This window comes from Actinomycetes bacterium (assembly GCA_035489715.1).
In the GTDB taxonomy this organism is placed as follows: Bacteria; Actinomycetota; Actinomycetes; order JACCUZ01; family JACCUZ01; genus DATHAP01.
Genome location: DATHAP010000182.1, coordinates 1 through 22,830, shown reverse-complemented (window position 1 = coordinate 22,830; position 22,830 = coordinate 1). Strand labels below are relative to the sequence as shown.

Below are 22,830 nucleotides of genomic sequence, written 5' to 3'. Positions count from 1 at the left end.
GGGATCGGCCCCAACCTCCACCACTCGCGGGGGGTGGGTGCGACGTAGGGTGCGCGCGTGGTCGCCGACACGACACCGACCGGGGGAGGGGGACCTGACGTGCGGCGGCTGGTGCCGCGCACCGACACCGTCCTGGCCGACTCCCGGCTGGCCGACGTGCTCGAGCGGTTCGACCGCGCGCAGGTCAAGGCGGTCGTCGCCGAGGCCCAGGAGGAGGTACGTCGCGGAGCGCTGGACCCGGGCCACCTGGTGGACGCCGTCCTGGCAGCGCTGCCCGACGGTGCCGCCTCGCTGCAGTCGGTCCTCAACGCGACCGGTGTCGTGCTGCACACCAATCTCGGCCGGGCACCGCTGTCCGACGCGGCCGTCGCTGCGGTGGTCGCCGCGTCCGGGGCGACGGACGTGGAGCTCGACCTGGCGACCGGGCAGCGCTCGCGGCGCGGTGCCGCCACGACGGCCGCGCTGCGGCGCGCGGTCCCGGCGGCCGGCTCGGTGCACGTCGTCAACAACGGCGCCGCCGCCCTGCTGCTGACGACGATGACGCTGGCGGCCGGCCGCGAGGTCGTCGTCAGCCGTGGCGAGATGGTCGAGATCGGCGACGGCTTCCGGCTGCCCGACCTCGTCGAGTCGGCCGGCGCCCGGCTCCGCGAGGTGGGCACCACCAACCGCACGTCGCTCGCCGACTACGAGCGGGCGGTCCGCCCGGACACGGCCTTCGTCCTCAAGGTGCACCCGTCCAACTTCGTCGTCGAGGGCTTCACGTCCTCGGTCGCGGTGCGCGACCTGGCCGACCTGCCGGTGCCGCTGGTCGTGGACATCGGCTCCGGGCTGCTGGCGCCGGACCCGGCGCTGCCGGACGAGCCCGACGCGGCGAGCGCCCTCGCCGACGGCGCGGACCTGGTGACCGCCAGCGGCGACAAGCTGCTCGGCGGGCCGCAGGCCGGCCTGCTGCTCGGCGCGACCGACCTCGTCGAGCGCGTCCGCCGTCACCCGGCCGCGCGGGCGGTGCGGGTCGACAAGCTGACGCTGGCGGCGCTCGAGGCGACGCTGCTCGGTGCCGGCACGCCCACCCGCGACGCGCTGCACGCCGATCGCGACGTCCTCCGTGCCCGGACCGCGGCGCTCGCCGCACGGCTACGAGTCGTCGGCGTCGGCGCCGACGTGGTGGAGGTCGACGGAGCGGTCGGCGGAGGGGGAGCCCCCGGTGTCCGGCTGCCCGGCTGGGCCGTCGCGGTGGCCGAGGCCCTCGCCGCACCGCTGCGCACCGGCCGGCCGGCCGTCGTGGGCCGGGTCGAGCAGGGCCGGCTGCTGCTCGACCTGCGCTGCGTACCCCCGGACCGCGAGGAGGTTCTCGGCGCGGCCGTCGAGGCAGCGGCCGCCACCGCGAGCGGCGGCGCAGGCCGGATCGGCTGATGCAGCACGTCGTCGCCACCGCGGGGCACGTCGACCACGGCAAGTCGACCCTGGTGCGGGCGCTCACGGGCACCGACCCGGACCGATGGGCAGAGGAGCAGCGCCGCGGCCTGACCATCGACCTCGGCTTCGCCTGGACCGACCTGGCCGACGGCAGCACGGTCGCGCTCGTCGACGTCCCCGGCCACGAGCGCTTCGTCGGCAACATGCTCGCGGGGGTGGGGCCGGTGCCGGCCGCGCTGCTCGTCGTCGCGGCCGACGGCGGCTGGATGCCGCAGACCGAGGAGCACGTGGCGGCCCTCGACGCGCTGGGGGTGCGGCACGCGGTCGTCGCTGTCACCCGTGCGGACCTGGCCGATCCCGCACCGGTCTCGGCCGAGGTGCGCCGTCGCCTCGCCTCCACCTCGCTCGCCGGGTCGCCCACGGTCGCGGTGAGCGCCCCGGACGGCGGCGGCCTGCCCGCGCTGCGCGCCGCCCTGCGCGACCTCGTGGCGGGCCTGCCGCAGCCGGACCTCGAGACGCCGGTGCGGCTCTGGGTCGACCGGTCGTTCACCGTCCGCGGCGCCGGAACCGTGGTGACCGGCACCCTGCCGGCCGGGACGATCCGGGTGGGCGACGAGATCCGGGTCGGCGACCGGCCGGCCGTGGTGCGCGGGCTCGAGTCGCTGGGTGTCGCCCGGGACCAGGTCCGGGCCGTAGCGCGGGTCGCGGTCAACCTGCGCGGCGTCGCCCACGAGGACGTACGTCGTGGCGACGCCCTCCTGGCACCCGCCGGCGGCTGGGTGCTCACCGGACAGCTCGACGTCCGCACCACCGCGGAGCTGATGCACGCACCCGCCGAGCTCACCCTGCACCTCGGGTCGGCCGCGGTGCCGGTGCGGCTGCGCCCGCTCGACGGACGAGTGGTTCGGCTCACCCTGCGGCGACCGCTGCCGATCGCTGCCGGAGACGTCGGCCTGCTGCGCGACCCAGGGCGGCACGCCGTGCTGAGCGGGATCACCGTGCTCGACCCGCGGCCACGCGCGCTCAGCCGGCGCGGAGCAGCGGCAGCCCGCGGCCGGGAGCTCGCCGCGCTGGACGCTGCGGGCGAGCTCGCCCGCCGCCAGGTGATGAGCGTCGCCGAGCTCGCCGACCTGGGGCTGGCCCCGCCGGTCGAGCCGGTCCGAGGCTGGCTGGTCGACCCGGCGCACCTCGAGGCGCTGCGCCGCCGGCTGGCTGCGGTCGTCGACGACCACGCTACGGCGCATCCCCTGGACGACGGCCCGCCGGTCGAGGCCGTCGCGCACGCGCTAGGTCTGCCCGACCGCGCCCTGGTTGCGGTGCTGGTCCGGGCGCCGTACGTCGTCAGGGCCGGTCGGGTTGTCGACCCGCGGGCCGGCCTGCCTGCGTACGTCCTGGAGGGTCTGGACGGTCTGGTCGCGGACCTGCGGGACGCGCCGTTCGCCGCCCCCGACGCCGCCCGGTTGCGCGAGCTCGGCCTGGGCGAGGCCGAGCTGGCCGCCGCGGAGCGGGCCGGCCGGCTGCTGCGGCTCGCCCCAGCGGTCGTCCTGCTGCCGGATGCCCCGGAGCGGGCCAGGCTCGCGCTGGCCCGGCTGCCCCAGCCCTTCGCGGTCAGCGAGGCGCGGACGGCCCTCGGCTCGAGCCGGCGGGTCACCGTGCCGCTGCTCGAGCTGCTCGACCGGGCCGCCAGCACCCGGCGCGGGCCGGACGACCGCCGGGTGGTCCTCGACAACCGGCCGACGTGACGGCGGGCGGATAGGCTCGGGGTCGGGGTCGCCGGGGCGGTTGCCACGGCGGCCGGCCCATGGGGAGGAGGGCGGAGTGCAGGCAGGGACGCAGCCCGACGCGCCGTCGGCCGGGCCGACGACCGACCGGGTCCTGACCGTGCCCAACGCCCTGAGCCTCCTGCGCCTCCTCGGTGTCCCGCTCTTCCTCTGGCTGGTGCTCGAGGAGCACGACGGCTGGGCCGTGGCCGTGCTGATGGTGAGCGGCTTCACCGACTGGCTGGACGGCAAGATCGCCCGGAGCTGGAACCAGATGTCCAAGATCGGGGCGCTGCTCGACCCGGCTGCCGACCGCCTCTACATCCTGGCCACGCTGATCGGGCTCACCGTGCGGGACGTGGTGCCCCTGTGGCTCACCCTCGTGCTCGTCGGCCGCGACGTGTTCCTGGCCGGCTTCCTGCCGGTGCTGCGCCGGCACGGCTACGGGCCGCTGCCGGTGCACTACCTGGGCAAGGCGGCGACGTTCAACCTGCTCGCCGGCTTCCCTCTGCTGCTGCTCGGCGAGGGCGACAGCGTCGTGAGCCAGGTCGCCCACGCCTTCGGCTGGGCCTTCGCCATCTGGGGCACCGCCCTCTACTGGTGGGCCGGGCTGCTCTACGTGCGCCAGGTCCGTGAGCTGGTCGCCGCCGACCGGGAGCCGGTGACGACGTGAAGGCCGTCGTCATGGCCGGCGGGGAGGGCACCCGGCTGCGGCCGATGACGGCCAGCATGCCCAAGCCCCTGCTGCCGATCGTCAACAAGCCGATCATGGAGCACGTGCTGCGGCTGCTCGCACGCCACGGCTTCTCCGAGACCGTCGTGACGGTGCAGTTCCTCGCCAGCCTCGTCCGCAACTACTTCGGCGACGGTGAGGAGTTCGGCATGCGGCTCCGCTACGCCACCGAGGAGACGCCTCTCGGCACCGCGGGCAGCGTCAAGAACGCCGAGCACCTCCTGCGCGACGACACGTTCGTCGTCATCTCCGGCGACGCGCTGACCGACTTCGACCTCACCGACCTGGTCAAGTTCCACCACGACAAGGGCGCGCTCGTCACGGTGTGCCTCACCCGGGTGCCCGATCCCCTCGAGTTCGGCATCACGATCGTCGACGACGACCACCGGGTGCAGCGCTTCCTGGAGAAGCCCACGTGGGGCCAGGTCTTCTCCGACACCGTCAACACCGGCATCTACGTGATGGAGCCCGAGGTCTTCGACCACGTGCCGGTCGGCGAGGTCGTCGACTGGTCCGGCGACGTGTTCCCGCGGCTGGTCGAGATGGGCGAGCCGATCTACGGCTACGTCGCCGAGGGCTACTGGGAGGACGTCGGCACCCACGACTCCTACGTCCGCGCCCAGGCAGACGTGCTGTCCGGCAAGGTCGAGGTCGAGCTCGACGCGTTCGAGGTCTCGCCCGGCGTCTGGGTGGCGGAGGGCGCGGACGTGCATCCGGAGGCGGTCCTCAAGGGCCCGCTCTACGTCGGCGACTACGCCAAGGTCGAGGCCGGCGTCGAGCTGCGCGAGTACACCGTCCTGGGCAGCAACGTCGTGGCCAAGAGCGGCGCTTTCCTGCACCGGGCGGTCGTGCACGACAACGTGTTCATCGGCCCACAGACCAACCTGCGGGCCTGCGTCGTCGGCAAGAACACCGACATCATGCGCGGCGCCCGGCTCGAGGAGGGCGTGGTCGTCGGCGACGAGTGCGTCGTGGGGGAGGAGGCGATCGTCACTACCGGCGTGCGCATCTACCCCTTCAAGACCGTCGAGGCCGGTGCCGTCGTGAGCTCCGACGTCATCTTCGAGTCGCGCGGGCAGCGCACGCTGTTCGGTCCGCGCGGCATCTCGGGGATCGTCAACGTCGAGATCACCCCCGAGCTCGCGGTGCGGCTGGCGTCGGCCTGGGCGTCGACCCTCAAGAAGGGCACCACCGTCACCACGTCGCGTGACGTGTCCCGCGCCGCGCGCTCGCTCAAGCGGGCCGTCATCTCCGCGCTCACGTCCAGCGCGATCGACGTCATCGACCTCGAGATGGTGCCGGTGCCGGTAGCCCGGCTCGAGACTGCGCAGGGCTCGGCCGGTGGCGTCGTGATCCGCACCTCGCCCGGCCAGCCCGATAGCGTCGACATCTCCTTCCTCGACGAGCACGGGGCCGACCTCTCGCAGGCCGGCCAGCGCCGGCTGGAGCGCATCTTCTCCCGCGGCGAGTTCCGGCGCGCGTTCCCCGGGGAGATCGGCGACCTCGCGTTCCCGCCCAGGGTCATGGAGGGGTACGCCCTCGAGCTGCTCCGCTGCGTGGACACGTCCGGACTCGCCGAGGCCGGGCTCAAGGTCGTCGTCGACACGGGGGGCGGCACCGCGTCCCTCGTCCTGCCGTCGCTGCTGGGGAGGCTCGGTGTCGAGGCGCTGACGGTCAACAACGGTCTCGACGAGACCTGGCCGACCGAGACGCCGCAGGAGCGGCAAGAGGCGCTGCGCCGGCTGGGCCGGCTGGTCGCCTCGTCGAAGGCGGCGTTCGGCGTGCACTTCGACCCGGTCGGCGAGCGGCTGTCGCTGGTCGACGACCGCGGCGCCGTGATCGACGACGAGCGAGCTCTCCTCGTCGTCCTCGACCTGGCGGCTGCGGAGACCCGCAAGGGCACCGTGGCGCTGCCGGTCACCCTCACCCGGGTGGCCGAGCGCGTCGCCGCGTTCCACGGGCTCGACATCCGCTGGATCGGTCTCACGCCGGCGGCGCTGTCGCAGGCGGTCGCCGACGAGGCGGTCGTCTTCGGTGGCGACGGTCGAGGTGGGTTCGTCGTGCCGCAGTTCAGTCACACCGTCGACGGCATCGCGGCCTTCGTCCAGCTGGTCGGCCTGGTGGCCCGGACCCAGCTGCAGCTGTCCGAGATCGACTCCCGGATCCCGCGGTCGCACGTGGCGCGCCGCTCGGTGCCGACGCCGTGGGCGGCCAAGGGCGTGGTGATGCGCTCGGTCATCGAGGACGCGGCCGACCGGGTCCTCGACACGACGGACGGCGTGCGGGTCGTCGAGCCGGACGGCAGCTGGGCGCTGGTCCTGCCCGATCCCGCCGAGCCGGTGACCCACGTCTGGGCCGAGGCGGCTGACGACACCGCCGCGGCCGCGTTGCTCGAGCGATGGGTGCGGGTGCTGGGCGACACCGAGCGCTGACGCCTGGGGCTCAGGACGGCCCCAGGTCTGCGACCATGGCCGCGTGCCGACCGCTCCGCCCGACCAGCAGCCCGCGCGCCGTGACGCGTCGATGCTGCTGCTCACCAGCCTGGTCGAGGACTCGCTCGACGACGGCTACGCGCGGGCGGCCGCCCGCCGTGCCGCGGGGGAGCCGCCAGCGCGCCACGGGCGCGTCGTCCTGGTGGTGGGCCTGGTGGCTGTCGGCCTGCTCCTCACGACGGCCGCCGTCGAGACCCGGCAGCGGGCCGACACCGTCGCCGAGGCCCGCGACGCGCTGACCGCGGAGATCGAGGGCCGGTCCGCCGCCAACGACCGGGTCGAGCGAGCGCTGGACCGGGCACGGGCCCGGGCAGCCCGCGAGCGACGACAACAGCTCCGCGCGACCGACGAGGGCGCAGCGGTGGAGCGCAAGCTGACCCGGCTGGAGACGGTCACCGGTGCCGGAGCGGTGACCGGACCCGGCTTCGTGCTGCGCCTCGACGACGCACCGACCGACCCGTCCGGCGCCGACGTCGACCCGCGCACCGACCAGAGCGACGACGGCCGGGTGAGCGACCGCGACCTGCAGACGCTGGTGAACGAGGTGTGGGCCTCCGGCGCCGAGGCGGTGGCGGTCAACGGTCAGCGGCTCACCGCACTCAGTGCCATCCGCTCCGCCGGAGAGGCGATCCTGGTCGACTTCCGGCCGCTCAGCCCGCCCTACGAGGTGACTGCAGTCGGGGCCGACGACATGCGGGCCACCTTCGTCGGCGGCTTCGGCGGGAGCTACCTTGCGGTCCTGCGCGACTACGGCATCGACTATGCCGTGACCGACGAGGAGGACCTGTCGCTGCCGGCCTCGGCGGCTGTCACGGTGCGCTACGCCGTCAGCCCCCGGCAGATGCCGCAGGACTCGGACGACAGCTCGGACAGCGAGCAGAACAGGGAGAGCACACCGTGATCGCGGCGCTCGGACTCGTGCTCGGCATCGTGGCCGGGCTGTTCCTCGAGCCGACCGTCCCCACCTGGCTGCAGCCGTACCTGCCGATCGCGGTCGTCGCCGCCCTCGACGCCGTCTTCGGCGGGCTGCGTGCCCTGCTCGACGGCATCTTCGACGACCGGGTGTTCGTCGTGTCGTTCGTCGCCAACGTGCTCGTCGCCGCACTCATCGTCTACCTAGGCGACCAGCTCGGCGTCGGCTCTCAGCTCTCCACCGGTGTCGTGGTCGTGCTCGGCATCCGGATCTTCTCCAACGCGGCGTCGATCCGCCGCCACCTGTTCAGCGCATGACCAGGCCGGACGAGCCGGCCGGGCCGGCCGGAGCGCCCGGGGCCGCCGAGCCGGGCGAGCCGGTGAAGGGCCGGGCCAGGCTGCGGTCGGCGCTGCACCCGCGGACCACCCGCGCCCAGGTGGTGGCGGCACTCCTGTGCGGGGTGCTGGGGTTCGCGGCCGCGGTGCAGGTGCGCTCGACCCAGGACGCCGGCCTGTCCGGGCTGCGCCAGACCGACCTGGTGCGCATCCTCGACGACGTGTCCGAGCGGTCCGCCCGGCTGCAGAGCGAGGCGCGCGAGCTGCAGGAGACCCGAGACCGGGTGACCGGCGACGACGAGCAGGCAGCGCTGCAGGAGGCGCGGGACCGGACCCGGGTGCTCGGCATCCTGGCCGGCACGCTGCCGGCCCGCGGGCCGGGGATCCAGCTGACGATCACCGACCCCCAGGGCCAGGCCGGGGCGGACGTGCTGATCGACACCCTGCAGGAGCTGCGTGACGCCGGGGCCGAGGCGGTCGAGATCTCCAGCGTCGACGGGCCCGCGGTGCGCGTGGTGGCGAGCACGTCGTTCGTCGAGGCGGGCGAGCCGGGCAGCGGGGCCGGCGTCGAGGTCGACGGGACGGTGCTGCGCGCGCCCTACCGCTTCCTCGTGATCGGTGAGCCGGGGACGCTGGCGACCGCGCTGGAGATCCCCGGTGGCGTCCTGGAGGTCCTCGACCAGCGCGGGGCGCAGGGGGTGGTGACCCAGGAGCAGTCGGTCGAGATCACCTCCTTGCGGGTCGCTCCGTCGCCTCGTTACGCTCGCCCGGCCGGAGCGGCCGGCGACGCCGACAACGGCTAGGGACGGGTAGAGAGGCTGCTGCGTGACCCCCGAGGACCTGCACTACACCAAGGACCACGAGTGGGTCCGCACGGAGGGCGACGACGGCGAGACGCTGCGGGTCGGGGTGACCGACTTCGCGCAGGACGCCCTGGGCGACATCGTGTTCGTCACGCTCCCCGAGGCCGGCAGCCACGTGACGGAGGGCGAGGCCTGCGGCGAGATCGAGTCGACCAAGAGCGTCTCCGACGTCTACGCCCCGGTCACCGGCACGGTCACCGAGCGCAACGAGGCCCTCGACGCCTCGCCGGAGCTGGTCAACTCCGACCCCTACGGCGAGGGCTGGATGCTGGCCATCCGCCCCGACGACGCGTCCGGCGTCGATGGCCTGCTGGACGCCGCCGCCTACCAGGCCGGTCTGGACAGCTGAGCCGAAGCCTGCCCTCGACCTCTGGTCAAGGGTAAGGTCGCTCGACAACCGGACGACGTCCGTCCGGACCGTCCCGGCAAGTCCCGAGAGCACCGCGGCGACCCCGTGGTCGAGGAGGCGCACCGAATGCCGAGCTGCACGCAGTGCGGTCACAGCAACGCCGAGGACGCCCGGTTCTGCAGCAACTGCGGAGCCGCGCTGCGCCCGGCGCCGGCGACGACCGGGAGCGAGACGTCGACGATCACGATCAGCGGCGGCGGGTTCGAGACCGGTGAGGCCGCGGAGAAGTCCGAGGGGCTCTCCGGGGCCGACCAGGCGGCGGTCGACGCCCTGCCTCCCGGCTCGGCCCTGCTCGTCGTGCGGCGCGGCCCCAACTCGGGGAGCCGCTTCCTCCTCGACTCCGAGACCACGACCGCGGGCCGGCACCCGTCGAGCGACATCTTCCTCGACGACGTGACCGTCTCCCGCCGGCACGCCGAGTTCGTCCGCGCCGGCGAGGGCTTCGCCGTCCGCGACGTGGGGTCGCTCAACGGCACCTACGTCAACCGTGAGCGGATCGACGAGACGCCGCTGGCCGGCGGTGACGAGGTGCAGGTCGGCAAGTACCGGCTGGTCTACTACCCGAGCCAGCAGGGCTGACCGACCAGCCATGTGCCCTCGGTGCCGTCGATGAGCAGCGGGCTGCCCGCAAGCTCGCTGATGAGCATCGGCGAGGTCCTCGGTCGCCTGCGCCCCGAGTTCCCCGACGTCACCATCTCCAAGATCCGGTTCCTGGAGTCGGAGGGGCTGGTCGAGCCGGCCCGCACCCCGTCGGGCTACCGCAAGTTCTCCCATGCCGACGTCGCCAGGCTGCACTACGTCCTCGCGACCCAGCGCGACCACTACCTGCCCCTGCGGGTCATCCGCGAGCACCTCGACGCGATCGACCGGGGGCTGGAGCCGCCGGCCGCGCCGGGGGAGAAGCCGCGGGTCCCGCGCAGCGCGGACGGCAACCTGCCCGGCCCGCGTGCCCTGGCCGGCGACAGCGTCGACCTGCGGCTGTCCCGTGCCGAGCTGGCCGAGGCCGCCGGCATCGACACCGAGCTGCTCGACCAGGTGGAAGCGTTCGGGCTGCTGGCGCCGGTGCGCGGCTCCGCCAGGGGCGACGCACCGGGCTGGTACGACGCCGACGCGCTGGCGGTGGCGACGGCGGTGGGAGAGCTGACGACGTACGGCCTCGAGCCGCGACACCTGCGCTCCTTCCGCACCGCAGTCGACCGCGAGTCCGACCTGGTCGCCCAGGTCGTCGGGCCGCTCCTGCGGCAGCGCAGCCCGCAGGCCCGGGCACGTGCCGAGGAGGTCGCCCGCGAGCTCGGCGCGGCAGCCTTGCGCCTGCACACGGCCCTGGTGCGGGCACGCCTGCGGGACGTCGTCGGCCGCTGACCGCAGCCCCGCAGCGACCGCCGCCGCCGCGGGTAGGGTGGGTCACGTGAACGAGCTCGACGTCGTGGGTGTGCGCGTGGAGATGCCCTCCAACCAGCCGATCGTCCTGCTCAAGGAGTCGGCCGGCGAGCGCTACCTGCCGATCTGGATCGGGGCCGGCGAGGCGACGGCCATCGCCTTCGCGCAGCAGGGCGTCGTCCCGCCGCGGCCGCTGACCCACGACCTGATCCGCGACCTGCTCGAGGCCGCCGGGCAGGAGCTCACCCAGGTGCGGATCACCTCGCTGCGCGACGGCGTCTTCTACGCCGAGATGGTCTTCGCGAGCGGCGTCGAGGTCAGCGCCCGCCCCTCCGACGCGATCGCTGTGGCCCTGCGCACCAGCACGCCTATCTTCGGCGCCGAGGAGGTGCTCGAGGAGGCCGGCATCAGCATCCCGGACGAGCAGGAGGACGAGGTCGAGAAGTTCCGGGAGTTCCTCGACCAGATCTCGCCCGACGACTTCCAGGGCCCGCCGCACGGCCAGGCCAGCGGCTGACCGGACCGGGTCGACCTCGACCTCAGGTCGAGAGTTCGGACACGCCGGGCTCCGGCACCGCCCGATCGTTGACCGGCCCCCCTCCGGTGCGTACCGTCAGCACAGAACGCCCCCGATGTAACTCCACCGGTGTGATCCTCCGGCCCTCCCGGCCGGCGGCGGCACCCGGACCCTTCCCCCGGGGCGTGCGAGACGGAGGTCGGCATGAGCACCGGCGGCACCAGCGGCACCGGCGGACCCGCGAACGAGCGGTCCGACGCCGCGCAGCGTGCCTCGGCACGTGCTGCGGCCGGCCAGCAGGGCCTGCTGTTCACCGACGACCTGCCGGTCCTGCCCGAGGACATGGGCTACCGCGGCCCGACCGCCTGCTCGGCCGCGGGCATCACCTACCGCCAGCTCGACTACTGGGCGCGCACCGGCCTGGTCGAGCCGAGCATCCGCTCGGCCGCCGGCTCCGGCAGCCAGCGCCTCTACAGCTTCCGCGACATCCTCGTGCTCAAGGTCGTCAAGCGGCTGCTCGACACCGGGGTATCGCTGCAGAACATCCGCACCGCCGTCGGCCACCTGCGCGAGCGGGGGGTCGACGACCTGGCCCAGATCACCCTGATGAGCGACGGGGCCAGCGTCTACGAGTGCACGTCGGCCGACGAGGTCGTCGACCTGGTCCAGGGCGGCCAGGGCGTCTTCGGCATCGCGGTCGGCCGGGTGTGGCGCGAGGTCGAGGGCTCGCTGGCCGAGATGCCGGGCGAGCGGCCCGGCGACGACACAGGTGACGAGCTGCCTGCGACGACGGGCGACCAGGCGAGCGACGAGCTGTCCGCGCGACGCCGCGCCCGCCGTACCGGCTGACCGCCGCGGCACCTCCCACCAGCCCCGCACCTGCCGGCACCCGCCGCGTGGCGCCCGGAACCGGGCCGGACGCGGGTTAGACTCTCCCTGCTCGTGAACCCGCGCGGGAGAGATCCCGCCGCACCGCCGCAGGGACGGTGCGACGGGGCGCCGAAGGGGCAACCTCCCCGGAACCTCTCAGGCACCCGGACCGTGCGGACGAGGCAGCTCTGGAGCGACCGCGACAGAGGGGGACCGACCGGCGCGCAGCGCCGGGCGGACCGGCGACCCTCCCGGAGGCCCGACGATGAGCGGCCCGACGAGCTCCTCCACCTCGACCGGCAACGCCCCGAGCCGCACCGGCTCCCCGCTGGACGCCGGGATCCCCTTCTCGCGCCGGCACATCGGCCCGAGCGCCGAGGAGCAGGCCAAGATGCTCGCGGTCCTCGGCTACTCGACCCTGGACGACCTGGTCGACACGGCCGTGCCCAAGACGGTGCACAGCGACAGCCCGCTGGCCCTGGACGCCGGCCGGGCCGAGCACGAGGTGATCGCCGAGCTGCGCGAGCTCGCCGGGCGCAACCTGGTGCTGACGTCGATGATCGGCCTTGGCTACTCCAGCACGGTCACACCGCCGGTGATCCTGCGCAACGTCCTGGAGAACCCGGCCTGGTACACCGCCTACACGCCCTACCAGCCCGAGATCTCGCAGGGCCGGCTCGAGGCCCTGCTCAACTTCCAGACCGTCGTCACCGACCTGACCGGGCTCCCCGTCGCCGGCGCCAGCCTGCTCGACGAGGCCACCGCCGCGGCCGAGGCGATGACGCTCGCCCGGCGCACCAGCAAGGCCCCCCAGGGCGCCGTGTTCGTCGTCGACGAGGACGTGCTGCCCCAGACGCTCGCGGTCGTGCAGACCCGGGCCGAGCCGCTCGGGCTCGAGGTGGTCGTGACCGACGTGCACTCCCGCGGGCTGCCCGACGGCGAGGTCTTCGGCCTGCTGCTGCAGTACCCCGGCGCCTCCGGCTCCGTGCGGTCGGCCGACGACTACGGCTCCGTCGTGTCGGCGGCCAAGGCGGCCGGGGCGCTGGTCGTGCTGGCGGCCGACCTGCTCGCGCTCACCCTGGTGCGCTCACCCGGGGAGCTCGGAGCCGACATCGCGGTCGGCAGCAGCCAGCGGTTCGGGGTGCCGATGGGATTCGGTGGTCCGCACGCCGGCTACCTCGCGGTCCGGCAGGGGCTCGAGCGGTCGATGCCCGGCCGGCTGGTCGGGGTCAGCAGGGACGTCGACGGCTCCCCGGCGTACCGCCTGGCACTGCAGACCCGCGAGCAGCACATCCGACGGGAGAAGGCGACGAGCAACATCTGCACCGCGCAGGTGCTGCTCGCCGTGATGGCCGGGATGTACGCCGTCTACCACGGGCCGGACGGGCTGCGGGACATCGCGTCACGGGTCCATGCCCATGCCGCGACCCTGGCGGCCGGGCTCGCCGGCATCGACGGCGTCGAGGTCGTCCACCAGGCGTTCTTCGACACTGTGCTGGTGCGGGTGCCGGGGCGGGCAGCTGCGACGGTCCGGGCTGCCGAGGACCGCGGCATCAACCTGCGACTGGTCGACGACGACCACGTCGGCGTCAGCTGTGACGAGACCACGACCCGCGAGCACCTGCGGGCGGTGTGGGCCGCCTTCGGGGCCGAGGGCGTCGACGTCGCCGCCGTCTCCTCGGCCGGGACGCTGCCGGCCGACGCGATGCGCAGCGACGACGTACTGACCCACCCGGTCTTCCACGAGCACCGCTCGGAGACGGCGATGCTGCGCTACCTGCGCAGGCTCGCCGACCGTGACCTGGCGCTGGACCGGACGATGATCCCGCTCGGCTCCTGCACGATGAAGCTCAACGCGACCACCGAGATGGAGCCCATCACCTGGCCGGAGTTCGCCGACATCCATCCCTTCGCGCCGATCGAGCAGGCGCAGGGCTACGTCGAGCTGGTGCGACAGCTCGAGTCGTGGCTCTGCGAGCTCACCGGCTACGACGCGGTCTCGCTGCAGCCCAACGCCGGGTCCCAGGGTGAGCTGTCCGGTCTGCTCGCGATCCGCGCCTACCACCGGGCCAACGGCCAGGGCCAGCGCCGTGTCTGCCTGATCCCGGCGAGCGCGCACGGCACCAACGCCGCGTCGGCCGTGATGGCCGGCATGAAGGTGGTGGTCGTCAAGACCGCCGAGGGCGGGGACGTCGATCTGGACGACCTGCGGGCGCAGGTCATCGAGCATGCCGACGACCTGGCGGCGATGATGGTCACCTACCCGTCGACCCACGGGGTCTTCGAGCAGGACATCACCGAGCTCTGCGCGCTGGTGCACGACGCCGGTGGTCAGGTGTACGTCGACGGAGCCAATCTCAACGCGCTGGTCGGGGTGGCCCGGCCGGGTCACTTCGGGGCCGACGTCTCGCACCTGAACCTGCACAAGACGTTCTGCATCCCGCACGGCGGTGGCGGCCCCGGGGTCGGTCCGGTGGGCGTGCGCGAGCACCTGGCGCCCTACCTGCCGAACCACCCGCTGCAGCCTGCCGCCGGACCGCGGACCGGCGTCGGCCCGGTGTCCGCAGCGCCGTGGGGGTCGGCCGGCATCCTGCCGATCTCGTGGGCGTACGTCCGGCTGATGGGGGCCGCCGGGCTCACCGAGGCGACCCAGGTCGCGATCCTCGGCGCCAACTACGTCGCGGCCCGGCTCGGCCCGCACTACCCGGTGCTGTACACCGGCGCGTCGGGCCTTGTCGCCCACGAGTGCATCGTCGACCTGCGCCCGATCACCAGGCAGACCGGCGTGACGGTCGACGACGTCGCGAAGCGGCTCATCGATTACGGCTTCCACGCCCCCACCATGTCGTTCCCGGTGGCCGGGACGCTGATGATCGAGCCGACCGAGTCCGAGGACCTCCCCGAGCTGGACCGGTTCTGCGACGCGATGATCGCGATCCGCGAGGAGGTCGAGCGGGTCGGCTCCGGCGACCTCCCGCGCGACGACAACCCGCTGCACAACGCGCCGCACACCGCGGCCGCGCTGGTCGGGGAGTGGGACCACCCCTACGACCGGGCCGAGGCGGTGCTGCCGGCCGGGGTGGACCCGGCGTCGAAGTACTGGCCGCCGGTCCGTCGCATCGACGGCGCCTACGGCGACCGCAACCTGGTCTGCAGCTGTCCGCCGGTCGAGAGCTACGCCGGCGACTGAGGTCGGCCGGTCAGGTCGTCCCGGTCAGGTCGTCACGAGCGTCAGGTCGTCAGATGGTCAGGCGGCGGGGGAGAAGGCGCGCGGCCGGTGCGGCGCGATGATGCTGCCGTCGGGCAGCAGCTCGCCGGTGTCCTCGAACAGCAGGACTCCGTTGCAGAGCAGGCTCCACCCCTGCTCCGGGTGCGAGGCAACCGTGTGGGCGGCTTCCCGGTCGGGAGCCTCGGCACTCGGGCACGGCGGCTGGTGACTGCACATCGCGGCGGCTTTCGGTTGGTGCTGGCGTCGTCTGGTCTGGGTCGACCGACCGCCCCCGCGGCGTCACGGCCGTGCCCGTGTGAGCATGGACCAGTGCGCAGCGACCCCGGCAGGGCTGTGATCGATGGTTTCCGACCCTTCTCACTCTCACACCAAGTGTCGGCTCGCGACGCCCCAACTGGAGCGTGTTGCCCGATCGTTGTGGAAAGCGTCCGATCGGACGACCCCAGACGAATGACGTCGATGAGCCGCCCGTCGACGCTGCGCCGAGCCGTCGCGTGACGAGGATCGCCTCGGTGGCGCCGGCCCTGCCGTCGCACGTGTACGAGCAGAGCGCTCTCACCGAGGCCTTCGCCGAGGTCGTGCTCGGGCCCGGTGACGACCGTCGGGTCCTCGATCGGCTGCACCAGGCCACCGGTGTGCGGCGGCGGCACCTGGCCCTGCCCATGGAGGAGTACGCCGACCTGGCCGGCTTCGGGGCGGCGAACGACGTCTTCATCGACGTGGGCACCCGGCTGGGCGCCGAGGCCGTCGGGTCCGCGCTCGCGGCCGTCGGACTGGGGCCGTCCGACGTCGACGTGCTGATGAGCACCACCGTGACCGGCGTCGCTGCCCCCACGCTCGACGCGAGGGTCGTGCCGGTGCTCGGCCTGCGGCCGGACGTCCGGCGGGTGCCGCTGTTCGGGCTGGGCTGCGTCGCCGGGGCGGCCGGCATCGCGCGGCTGCACGACCTGGTGGCCGGCGATCCCGACGTGGTCGCCGTGCTGCTGTCCGTCGAGCTGTGCTCGCTCACCGTCCAGCGCGATGACACCAGCATGGCCAACCTGGTCGCCAGCGGGCTCTTCGGTGACGGCGCCGCGGCCGTCGTGCTGGTCGGCGACCGGCGCGCCGCCCAGCTCGGCATCGACGGGCCGACGGTCGTCGCCACCCGCAGCCGGCTCTACCCGGACACCGAGCGGGTGATGGGCTGGGACATCGGCGGCAGCGGGTTCCGGATCGTCCTGGCCGCCAGCGTCGCGGACGTCGTCGAGGAGCACCTCGGGCAGGACGTGACGGCGTTCCTGGGCGACCACGACCTCAAGGTGGACGACGTCGAGACCTGGGTTGCGCACCCTGGCGGCCCCAAGGTGCTGCACGCCATGTCCCGGACGCTCGGGCTCGGGCCGGGTGCACTGGACAGGACGTGGCGGTCGTTGGAGCAGGTCGGCAACCTGTCGTCGGCCTCGGTGCTTCACGTGCTGGCAGCCGCGCTGGCCGAGCCACGTCCCGCCCCGGGCAGCCCGGCCGTGATGCTCGCGATGGGCCCGGGTTTCTGCTCCGAGCTGGTGCTGCTGCGATGGTGAGCAGCGAGTCGCTCTACCTCGTCCTGGTGCTCGCGGTCGGCGCGGAGCGTCTCGTCGAGCTGGTCGTCAGCGCGCGGCACGTGCGCGCCGCGAAGGCGGCCGGCGGGGTGGAGCGCGGGTTGGGGCACTACCCGGTGATGGTGGTGCTGCACACCGGACTGCTCGTCGGGGCCGTCGTGGAGGTCGCGGTGGCCGACCGGCCGTTCATCCCGTGGCTGGGCTGGCCGATGCTGGCCCTGGTGCTGGCCAGCCAGGTCCTGCGTTGGTGGTGCATCGCGACCCTCGGGGGAGCCTGGAGCACCCGGGTGGTCGTCGTCCCCGGCTCGCGGCTGGTCACCTCGGGGCCGTACCGCCTGATGCGGCACCCCAACTACGTCGCGGTGGTCGTCGAGGGCTTCGCGCTGCCGCTGGTCCACACGGCGTGGGCGACCGCCCTGGTGTTCACCCTGGCCAACGCGGTGCTGCTCCGTACGCGGATCCGGTGCGAGAACGCGGCACTGCGTGAGCTGGCGGCGCCGCCCCTGAGCGGCAGCCACGCGTGACCGCTGCCGCGGCCGGGACGAAGCGCACCCTCGACTTGATCGTCGCCGGCGGTGGACCGGTCGGCCTCGTGACCGCGCTGGAGGCGCGACGGCGGGGGCTCGAGGTCGCCGTCGTCGAGCCTCGGCCGTCGCCGGTGGACAAGGCGTGCGGCGAAGGGCTGATGCCCACGGCGGCGGGGCGCCTCCGGGCCCTGGGCGTGACGGTCCAGGGGCGGCCCTTCGTCGGGATCCGCTACGTCGGCCTCGACCGTGAGGTGGCCGCCACGTTCCGGCACGGTCCCGGCCTCGGCGTGCGCCGGACCTCGCTGCACGCGGCACTGGCCGCGGCCGCGGGCCGGGCGGGCGTGTGCCGGGTCGAGGGTCGGGTCCGGGACCTCACCGACGACGGGACCACGGTGGAGGCGACGGGGATGCGGGCCCGGTGGCTGGTGGCCGCGGACGGCCTGCACTCGACGGTACGTCGCGAGGCCGGTCTCGACGTCCCGGCCGCTGGGCGCTCGCCGGTGCGGTTCGGGATCCGCCGCCACTACGCGGTGCAGCCCTGGACCGACCACGTCGAAGTGCACTGGGCCGCCGGGCACGAGGCCTACGTGACGCCGGTCGGCGACGACCTGGTCGGCGTCGCGGTCCTGGGGCCGGCCGGCACCGGGTTCGACGAGGCCCTGGACGCCCTTCCGACGCTCACCGCCCGGCTGCGCGGAGCACCTGTCGTCACCGAGCTGCGGGGGGCCGGCCCGCTGCGGCAGACCGCCCGGAGCGTCCGGAAGGGGCGGATCCTCCTGGTCGGTGACGCTGCCGGCTACGTGGACGCGCTGACCGGGGAGGGACTGTCGACCGGCTTCACCGCGGCCCACGAGGCGGTCGCGGCCGTCGCCGACGGCCACCCCGAGACCTACCCGCGGGCCTGGTCCCGGGCCACCCGACGGCACCGGTTGCTCACCGGGGCGCTGCTCGGGCTCACCGCGAAGGATGGTCCCCGGGGGCTGCTGGTGCCGGCCGCTGCCCGGCTGCCGCGGGTCTTCGGCGCGGCCGTGGACCTGCTGGCGTGACGTCGACGTGACGCTGACCTGACCCCGACCAGACCCCGGGGCAGCGGCCGCACGGGTAGTGCGCCCGGCAACTGCGCGGAAATTGTCGGCGATCCATGGGAAACTCGACGGGTGCGTTGCGCTGGCCGGTTCGGGGGCCCGGAGGCTGTCGTCTCCGAGGCTGGTGTCTCGACGCGTCCTGATCCAGGGCGCCCCCGGTCGCGCCGCCCGCCGCTGGTCCGTGAGGTGGCGCTCGTCGCCAGCCTGTTCCTGGCCTACCGGCTGGGCCGGCTGGCCATCACCGGGCACGACCAGCTGGCCGTCACCAACGCGTGGTGGGTCTGGGACATCGAGCGCACTCTGCGGCTGCCTGACGAGGAGCTCTTCCAGCAGTGGGCCCTGCAGTGGCCGGACCTGCTGCGGGCGGCCAACTGGTACTACGTCGGCGTCCACTTCCCGCTCACGGCGGCGTTCCTGATCTGGGGCTGGCTGCGCCGGCCGCCGGAGGAGTACCGCTACGCGCGGCGGCTGCTCAGCCTGCTCACCGGGCTGGCCCTCATCGTCCACGTGGTGATGCCGCTCGCGCCGCCGCGCATGCTGAGCAGCCTCGGCTTCCTGGACACGATGGCCGTCTTCGGCCCCTCGGCCTACGGCGACAGCTCGGCGACCATCGCGAACCAGTTCGCTGCCATGCCCAGCCTGCACGTCGGGTGGGCGCTGCTGATCGCCATCGTGGTCGTGCAGACGGCGCACAGCCGATGGCGGTGGATCGTCGTCTTCCACCCCCTGCTCACGGTGATGGTCGTCGTGGCCACGGCGAACCACTACTGGGTCGACGCGATCGCGGCCGCGCTGCTGCTGCTGGTGGCGATCGTGGTGGTCCCGCAGCCCTACGGCCCCTCGTTCCTGTCGCGCTGGTTGGCCGCCTGGCGCAACCGCTCGTCCGCCCGGCCGATCGCCGGTGTGGACGCCGGTGCCGGTGTCGAGGGCTCCAGCTCCGCCCGCCGGACCGGTGGGCTGGATGGTGCTGGCTTCGACCGTGCTGGCTTCGACGGTGCCGGTACCGACGGCGGTGGGATCGACGGCGGCGACCAGGGTGCGGACTACCAGCCGGTGCGCGGCTCGGTGACCTCCGGCCGCGAGCTGTCCAGCGCCTCGTCCGGCTCAGCCGTGTCGTCGTCGTCCGGCGACTGCCCGCCCCGCCCGCGACCACCGGCGGAATGACCGGGCGCCGCACCGGCTGACCGCCGCGACGGTAGGCCGGCACCGCTGGGCGAGGCCGGCACCGCTGGGTCAGGCCGGCACCGCTGGGTCGGGTCACTGGATCGGCACCGCCGAATTGGGTCACTGCCGGATGGTCGACCCCGTGCGGCCACGTGCCACGTGCAGCTGGGCGGGGACCCGCTGCCGCAGGTCGGCCACGTGGCTGACGATGCCCACGGTGCGGCCGCCCTCGCGCAGGTCGTCCAGGACGCCCATCACGTCGTCGAGCGAGTCGTCGTCGAGGCTGCCGAAGCCCTCGTCGACGAACAGCGTTTCGAGCAGTGCGCCGCCGGCCTCGGCGCCGACCACGTCGGCCAGCCCGAGGGCGAGCGCCAGGGATGCCGAGAAGGTCTCGCCACCGGAGAGGGTGGCCGGGTCGCGCAGCCGACCGGTCCACGCGTCGAGCACCCGCAGGGTCAACCCGCCCCGGGCCCGCCCGTCGGCCGCCTCTGCGGTGTGCTGCAGGCTGTAGCGCCCCGAGGTCATCCGCAGCAGCCGCTCGGACGCCGCCGCCGCCACCTGCTCGAGCCGGGCGGCGAGGACGTAGGCCGACAGGCTCATCCGCAGGGCGTTGTCCGCGCTCTTGCCTTCGGCGAGCCGGGCCAGCCCGTCGACCAGCTCGTTCTGCTGGGCCAGTGGGCGACGTGCCTCCCGCAGCGCCGTCACCTCGGTGCCGAGCCGGGCCAGGCTGCGCACCCGGGCCGCGGTGACATGGGCCCGGCTCATCGCGAGGTCCCGCGCGGCGACCGCCGTGACCGCCTGCTCGCGCAGCTGGTCGGAGGCTGCCGCTGGCCCGGTCAGCGCTGCCTGCACCTCCGGCTCGGCCAGCTGCTCGGCGACCGCGATGACCTCGGCGTCATGACGCCGGACCCGGCGCTCGAGGACGGCCACCCGCTCGTCGTCTCGGACCGCGTCGGTCACCTCGTCGAGGTCGAGACCGGCCTCGGCCAGCGCCTGCACCGCCCGCTCGCCGGCCGAGGCGGCTGCGGACTCGAGCCGATCGAGCTCGGCGAGATGCCCGACGAGCCCTTCGAGGTCGCGGGTGGCCCGCTCCAGGCGCTCCCGTCGGGCTCGGATCGACGGGTCGTCGCCACGAGCAGCGGCCAGCTCGGCCCCGAGCCGGGCCGCGTCGTCGCGCAGCTCGTCGGCGCGGGCGGCAGCACTGCGGTGCTCGGCGTCGTGGGCGACCCGCTCGTGCTCCTGGCGCTGCACCTCATGCGCCAGCTGGGTCCACGCCGCCTCGGCCTCGGGGAGCCGGGCCGCCTCGGCGGCCAGGGTGGTGGCGTGAGCGGTGGCCGCGACAAGGGCGGCCCCCAGCACGTCGACGGCATCGTCGCCCGCGGCCGCCTCGGCGGATGCGAGGTCGCGCTCCAGGTCGGCCACCCGACGCTCGGCGGCCCGGCGGGAACGCTCAGCCGCTGTTTCCCCCATGTCGGCGGCCGCCTCGTCGTCGGCGGTGACGGCCGCGGTGCCCTGGCCGGCCGGGTGGGGGTGCTCGGTGCCGCCGCAGACCGGGCAGGGTGCCTCGTCGACCAGCGTCGCGGCCAGCTCGCCGGCCATGCCGTCGAGGCGCGCGGCTCGCAGCTGCTGCAGGCGGTCGCGCGCCTCCTGGTGGCGGTCGACGAGCGGCCGGAGCTCGTCCCGCGCCGACTTCAGGCGGCCGGCCAGGGTGTCGCGGCTCTGGCCGGCGGTCAGCCGCGAGGCCGTCAGGTCGCGTACCCGGACCGCCTCGGGGAGCCGGGCGTCGGCCCGGCGGGCGGTCTCGCGGGCGGCCTCGACCGCCGCCCGCCGGTCGTCGACGGTCGCGAGCCAGCCGGCGGCCTTGGCCGCCTTGGCCGCCAGCTCGACCGAGGTGCGCTGCAGGGTGTCCGCGCGAGCGACGAGGCGGGCCACCTCGGCCTCCTGCTCGGCGAGGACGGCCAGCGTCGCCGACTCCTCGGTGGTCTGCCGGGCGATCGACCGGACGGTGCCGAGCGTCACGCCGTCGGTGCCGGTGGCGGCCAGCACCGGCCGCAGTCGCGCCTGGACCGTCATGACGTCGGCCCGTGCCGTCTCGAGCTCGGTCTGCAGCCGGGCCGCCTCGGCCAGCACCGGCAGCAGTGGGGCGACCGTGCGGGCCGCATCGAGCTCGGCCGCCGCCGCGTCGCGGGTGGGTTGCTCGGCGATCAGGGTTTCCGCGCGGTCCTGGAGGGCCACTCCTCTGCGGCGCAGGTCGGCGAGCCGGTCGTCGTCGGTCACGGCCTGCACGGCCGCCTCTGCCGAGGAGGCGGCTGCCTTTGCGGCGGCATCAGCCTCCTCCGCGACGGCCAGCGACTGCTCGAGCAGGGCGTCGACCCAGGCAGCGAGCTCGTCGTCGACCAGGGAGTCGACCAGGCCGTTGGGTGGGTCCTCGCCGGCCGCCTCAGCCACCCGGGCGAGCAGCTGGCGTAACCGGTCGTCGAGCTCGGACAGGTCGCGGGTCGCCGCCTGCCGGCGCGTGACCAGCCAGCCCTCGACGTCGGCGAAGCGCCGGGTGTCGAAGAGCGTCTCGAGCAGTGACCGCCGCCGGTCGGCGTCGGCCCGGAGGAACTCGGCGAACTGCCCCTGCGGCAGCAGCACGACCTGGCAGAACTGCTGCAGGGTCAGGCCGAGCAGCCCGCCCAGCAGCAGGCCGGCCTCGTCGAGCCGGGTGGTGTGGGTCACCCAGCTGCCGCCGACGAGCTCCTCCAGCAGGACGTGGGACTGCTCCGGCGTCGTGCCCGTGCCGCGTCTCTTGGGCCGGTCCCAGGCGGGCGAGCGGGTGATGCGCAGCCGCCGGCCGCGCAACGTGGCCTCGAGGACGACCTGGGGGGCGACACCTTCGGCGGCGTGGTCGGAGCGCAGGGACGCCCGGCCGGCGCCGAGCGCCCGAGCGCCGGGCACCTGGCCGTAGAGCGCGAAGCACACGGCGTCGAGGACGCTGGTCTTGCCGGCGCCGGTAGCTCCGGTGAAGAGGAACAGCCCGGCCGCCCCGAGCGCGTCGAAGTCGACGGTCTCGGTGCCCGCGAAGGGTCCGAACGCCGTCAACGCGAGCGTGTGCAGGCGCATCAGAGGCTCGCCTCGGTCAGCCGGACCGCCTCGAACGCCTCGGCGAGCAGTGCGGACTCGGCCCGGGTGGGGTCGCTGCGCACATGGCTGACGAAGTCGGCCGCGACCTCCAGGTCGCCGCGGCCGTGCAGCCTCCGGGCGTACGACCCCAGGTGGCCCTCGGCGCCGCCGTCGGGGGCGAAGCCGAGGACGAGCAGGTGGGCGAAGCGGGCCCGCAGCCGCTCCATCGGCTCCCGCGGCCGGACCGGGTCGGTGAGCGTGACCTGCAGGTAGTGGCCCTCGTGGGCGGCCCACCGGTCGCCGGTGAGCAGGTCGTCGAGCGCGCCGGTCACCCGGGCCAGCGGCCTCTCGACCGGGGTGGGCAGGTGCTCCACGTCGGCCGCGCCGCCGCCGGACGGCAGGTCGACGAGCAGGACCGCCTTGCGTTGGTGCTCCTCGGAGAACGAGTAGGCGAT

General features: G+C 74.4%; 20 protein-coding genes and 1 riboswitch. Of the genes, 17 read left to right on the top strand and 3 right to left on the bottom strand.

The features are described 5' to 3' along the window. Positions 1-57 precede the first annotated feature (57 nt). The 13 genes from selA (at position 58) to gcvP (ending at position 14,878) form a co-directional block, all read left to right on the top strand. On the top strand, positions 58-1,413 hold the full coding sequence (selA, locus tag VK640_14835; protein HTE74457.1) for an L-seryl-tRNA(Sec) selenium transferase: 1,356 nt from the start codon (positions 58-60) through the stop codon (positions 1,411-1,413). Next, entirely contained in the window at positions 1,413-3,158 is a 1,746-nt protein-coding gene (gene selB / locus VK640_14830; GenBank protein HTE74456.1) for a selenocysteine-specific translation elongation factor, read from the top strand. Before selA ends, selB begins: the two co-directional genes overlap by 1 nt. Before the next feature lie 76 nt (positions 3,159-3,234). Beyond that, positions 3,235-3,849, top strand: a complete 615-nt coding sequence (locus VK640_14825; protein ID HTE74455.1) for a CDP-alcohol phosphatidyltransferase family protein — start codon at positions 3,235-3,237, stop codon at positions 3,847-3,849. After that, positions 3,846-6,341, top strand: coding sequence for a mannose-1-phosphate guanyltransferase (locus VK640_14820; GenBank protein ID HTE74454.1), 2,496 nt, complete (start codon positions 3,846-3,848; stop codon positions 6,339-6,341). The genes VK640_14825 and VK640_14820 overlap by 4 nt, the downstream gene beginning before the upstream one ends. A 43-nt stretch (positions 6,342-6,384) precedes the next feature. After that, the gene (locus tag VK640_14815) at positions 6,385-7,302 is read left to right on the top strand and encodes a DUF881 domain-containing protein (GenBank protein HTE74453.1); all 918 of its coding nucleotides are present in this window, start codon (positions 6,385-6,387) and stop codon (positions 7,300-7,302) included. Next, the gene (locus VK640_14810) at positions 7,299-7,631 is read left to right on the top strand and encodes a small basic family protein (GenBank protein ID HTE74452.1); all 333 of its coding nucleotides are present in this window, start codon (positions 7,299-7,301) and stop codon (positions 7,629-7,631) included. Before VK640_14815 ends, VK640_14810 begins: the two co-directional genes overlap by 4 nt. Further along, positions 7,628-8,452 (top strand): DUF881 domain-containing protein, encoded by an 825-nt coding sequence (locus tag VK640_14805; GenBank protein ID HTE74451.1) that lies wholly within the window; start codon positions 7,628-7,630, stop codon positions 8,450-8,452. Before VK640_14810 ends, VK640_14805 begins: the two co-directional genes overlap by 4 nt. A gap of 22 nt (positions 8,453-8,474) precedes the next feature. Further along, positions 8,475-8,861 (top strand): glycine cleavage system protein GcvH, encoded by a 387-nt coding sequence (gene gcvH / locus VK640_14800; GenBank protein HTE74450.1) that lies wholly within the window; start codon positions 8,475-8,477, stop codon positions 8,859-8,861. Between the two features lie 126 nt (positions 8,862-8,987). Next, positions 8,988-9,500: an FHA domain-containing protein gene (locus VK640_14795; GenBank protein ID HTE74449.1), complete on the top strand. Its 513-nt coding sequence runs from the start codon at positions 8,988-8,990 to the stop codon at positions 9,498-9,500. A 30-nt stretch (positions 9,501-9,530) separates the two neighbouring features. After that, complete coding sequence (locus VK640_14790; GenBank protein HTE74448.1) at positions 9,531-10,283, top strand: MerR family transcriptional regulator; 753 nt, start codon at positions 9,531-9,533, stop codon at positions 10,281-10,283. A gap of 46 nt (positions 10,284-10,329) precedes the next feature. Continuing rightward, entirely contained in the window at positions 10,330-10,818 is a 489-nt protein-coding gene (locus VK640_14785) for a bifunctional nuclease family protein (protein ID HTE74447.1), read from the top strand. A 204-nt stretch (positions 10,819-11,022) separates the two neighbouring features. Further along, a complete protein-coding gene (locus VK640_14780; protein ID HTE74446.1) occupies positions 11,023-11,667 on the top strand; it encodes a MerR family transcriptional regulator in 645 nt (214 codons plus the stop codon). A 94-nt stretch (positions 11,668-11,761) separates the two neighbouring features. Further along, positions 11,762-11,870: riboswitch (glycine riboswitch) on the top strand. An 83-nt stretch (positions 11,871-11,953) separates the two neighbouring features. Next, positions 11,954-14,878, top strand: a complete 2,925-nt coding sequence (gene gcvP / locus VK640_14775) for an aminomethyl-transferring glycine dehydrogenase (protein HTE74445.1) — start codon at positions 11,954-11,956, stop codon at positions 14,876-14,878. 57 nt (positions 14,879-14,935) lie between these two features. Here gcvP and VK640_14770 read toward each other — a convergent pair whose 3' ends face one another. Next, positions 14,936-15,133 (bottom strand): DUF5999 family protein, encoded by a 198-nt coding sequence (locus VK640_14770; protein ID HTE74444.1) that lies wholly within the window; start codon positions 15,131-15,133, stop codon positions 14,936-14,938. 278 nt (positions 15,134-15,411) lie between these two features. On the opposite strand from VK640_14770, the gene VK640_14765 reads away from it, so the two are divergent. The 4 genes from VK640_14765 to VK640_14750 all read left to right on the top strand — a co-directional run bounded on the left by VK640_14765 (position 15,412) and on the right by VK640_14750 (position 19,270). Then, on the top strand, positions 15,412-16,476 hold the full coding sequence (locus VK640_14765; protein ID HTE74443.1) for a 3-oxoacyl-[acyl-carrier-protein] synthase III C-terminal domain-containing protein: 1,065 nt from the start codon (positions 15,412-15,414) through the stop codon (positions 16,474-16,476). Beyond that, on the top strand, positions 16,473-17,018 hold the full coding sequence (locus VK640_14760) for an isoprenylcysteine carboxylmethyltransferase family protein (protein ID HTE74442.1): 546 nt from the start codon (positions 16,473-16,475) through the stop codon (positions 17,016-17,018). The genes VK640_14765 and VK640_14760 overlap by 4 nt, the downstream gene beginning before the upstream one ends. Then, positions 17,015-18,067 carry an NAD(P)/FAD-dependent oxidoreductase gene (locus VK640_14755; protein HTE74441.1) on the top strand — a complete coding sequence of 351 codons (1,053 nt, stop codon included), beginning with the start codon at positions 17,015-17,017 and terminating at the stop codon, positions 18,065-18,067. Before VK640_14760 ends, VK640_14755 begins: the two co-directional genes overlap by 4 nt. A 225-nt stretch (positions 18,068-18,292) precedes the next feature. After that, entirely contained in the window at positions 18,293-19,270 is a 978-nt protein-coding gene (locus VK640_14750) for a phosphatase PAP2 family protein (protein HTE74440.1), read from the top strand. Between the two features lie 120 nt (positions 19,271-19,390). Here VK640_14750 and VK640_14745 read toward each other — a convergent pair whose 3' ends face one another. Both VK640_14745 and VK640_14740 read right to left on the bottom strand, forming a co-directional pair. Then, positions 19,391-22,375 carry an SMC family ATPase gene (locus VK640_14745; protein ID HTE74439.1) on the bottom strand — a complete coding sequence of 995 codons (2,985 nt, stop codon included), beginning with the start codon at positions 22,373-22,375 and terminating at the stop codon, positions 19,391-19,393. After that, positions 22,375-22,830 (bottom strand): exonuclease SbcCD subunit D C-terminal domain-containing protein (locus tag VK640_14740; GenBank protein ID HTE74438.1); only part of this gene is annotated, 456 nt, incomplete at its 5' end. The genes VK640_14745 and VK640_14740, both read right to left, overlap by 1 nt.

Excerpts from the sequence above, each read along its gene's own strand:
- selB (HTE74456.1), top strand. The coding sequence starts at position 1,413 with ATGCAGCACGTCGTCGCCACCGCGGGGCACGTCGACCACGGCAAGTCG.
- VK640_14805 (HTE74451.1), top strand. The coding sequence starts at position 7,628 with ATGACCAGGCCGGACGAGCCGGCCGGGCCGGCCGGAGCGCCCGGGGCC.
- VK640_14795 (HTE74449.1), top strand. The coding sequence starts at position 8,988 with ATGCCGAGCTGCACGCAGTGCGGTCACAGCAACGCCGAGGACGCCCGG.
- VK640_14790 (HTE74448.1), top strand. The coding sequence starts at position 9,531 with ATGAGCAGCGGGCTGCCCGCAAGCTCGCTGATGAGCATCGGCGAGGTC.
- VK640_14780 (HTE74446.1), top strand. The coding sequence starts at position 11,023 with ATGAGCACCGGCGGCACCAGCGGCACCGGCGGACCCGCGAACGAGCGG.
- gcvP (HTE74445.1), top strand. The coding sequence starts at position 11,954 with ATGAGCGGCCCGACGAGCTCCTCCACCTCGACCGGCAACGCCCCGAGC.
- VK640_14770 (HTE74444.1), bottom strand. The coding sequence starts at position 15,133 with ATGTGCAGTCACCAGCCGCCGTGCCCGAGTGCCGAGGCTCCCGACCGG.
- VK640_14745 (HTE74439.1), bottom strand. The coding sequence starts at position 22,375 with ATGCGCCTGCACACGCTCGCGTTGACGGCGTTCGGACCCTTCGCGGGC.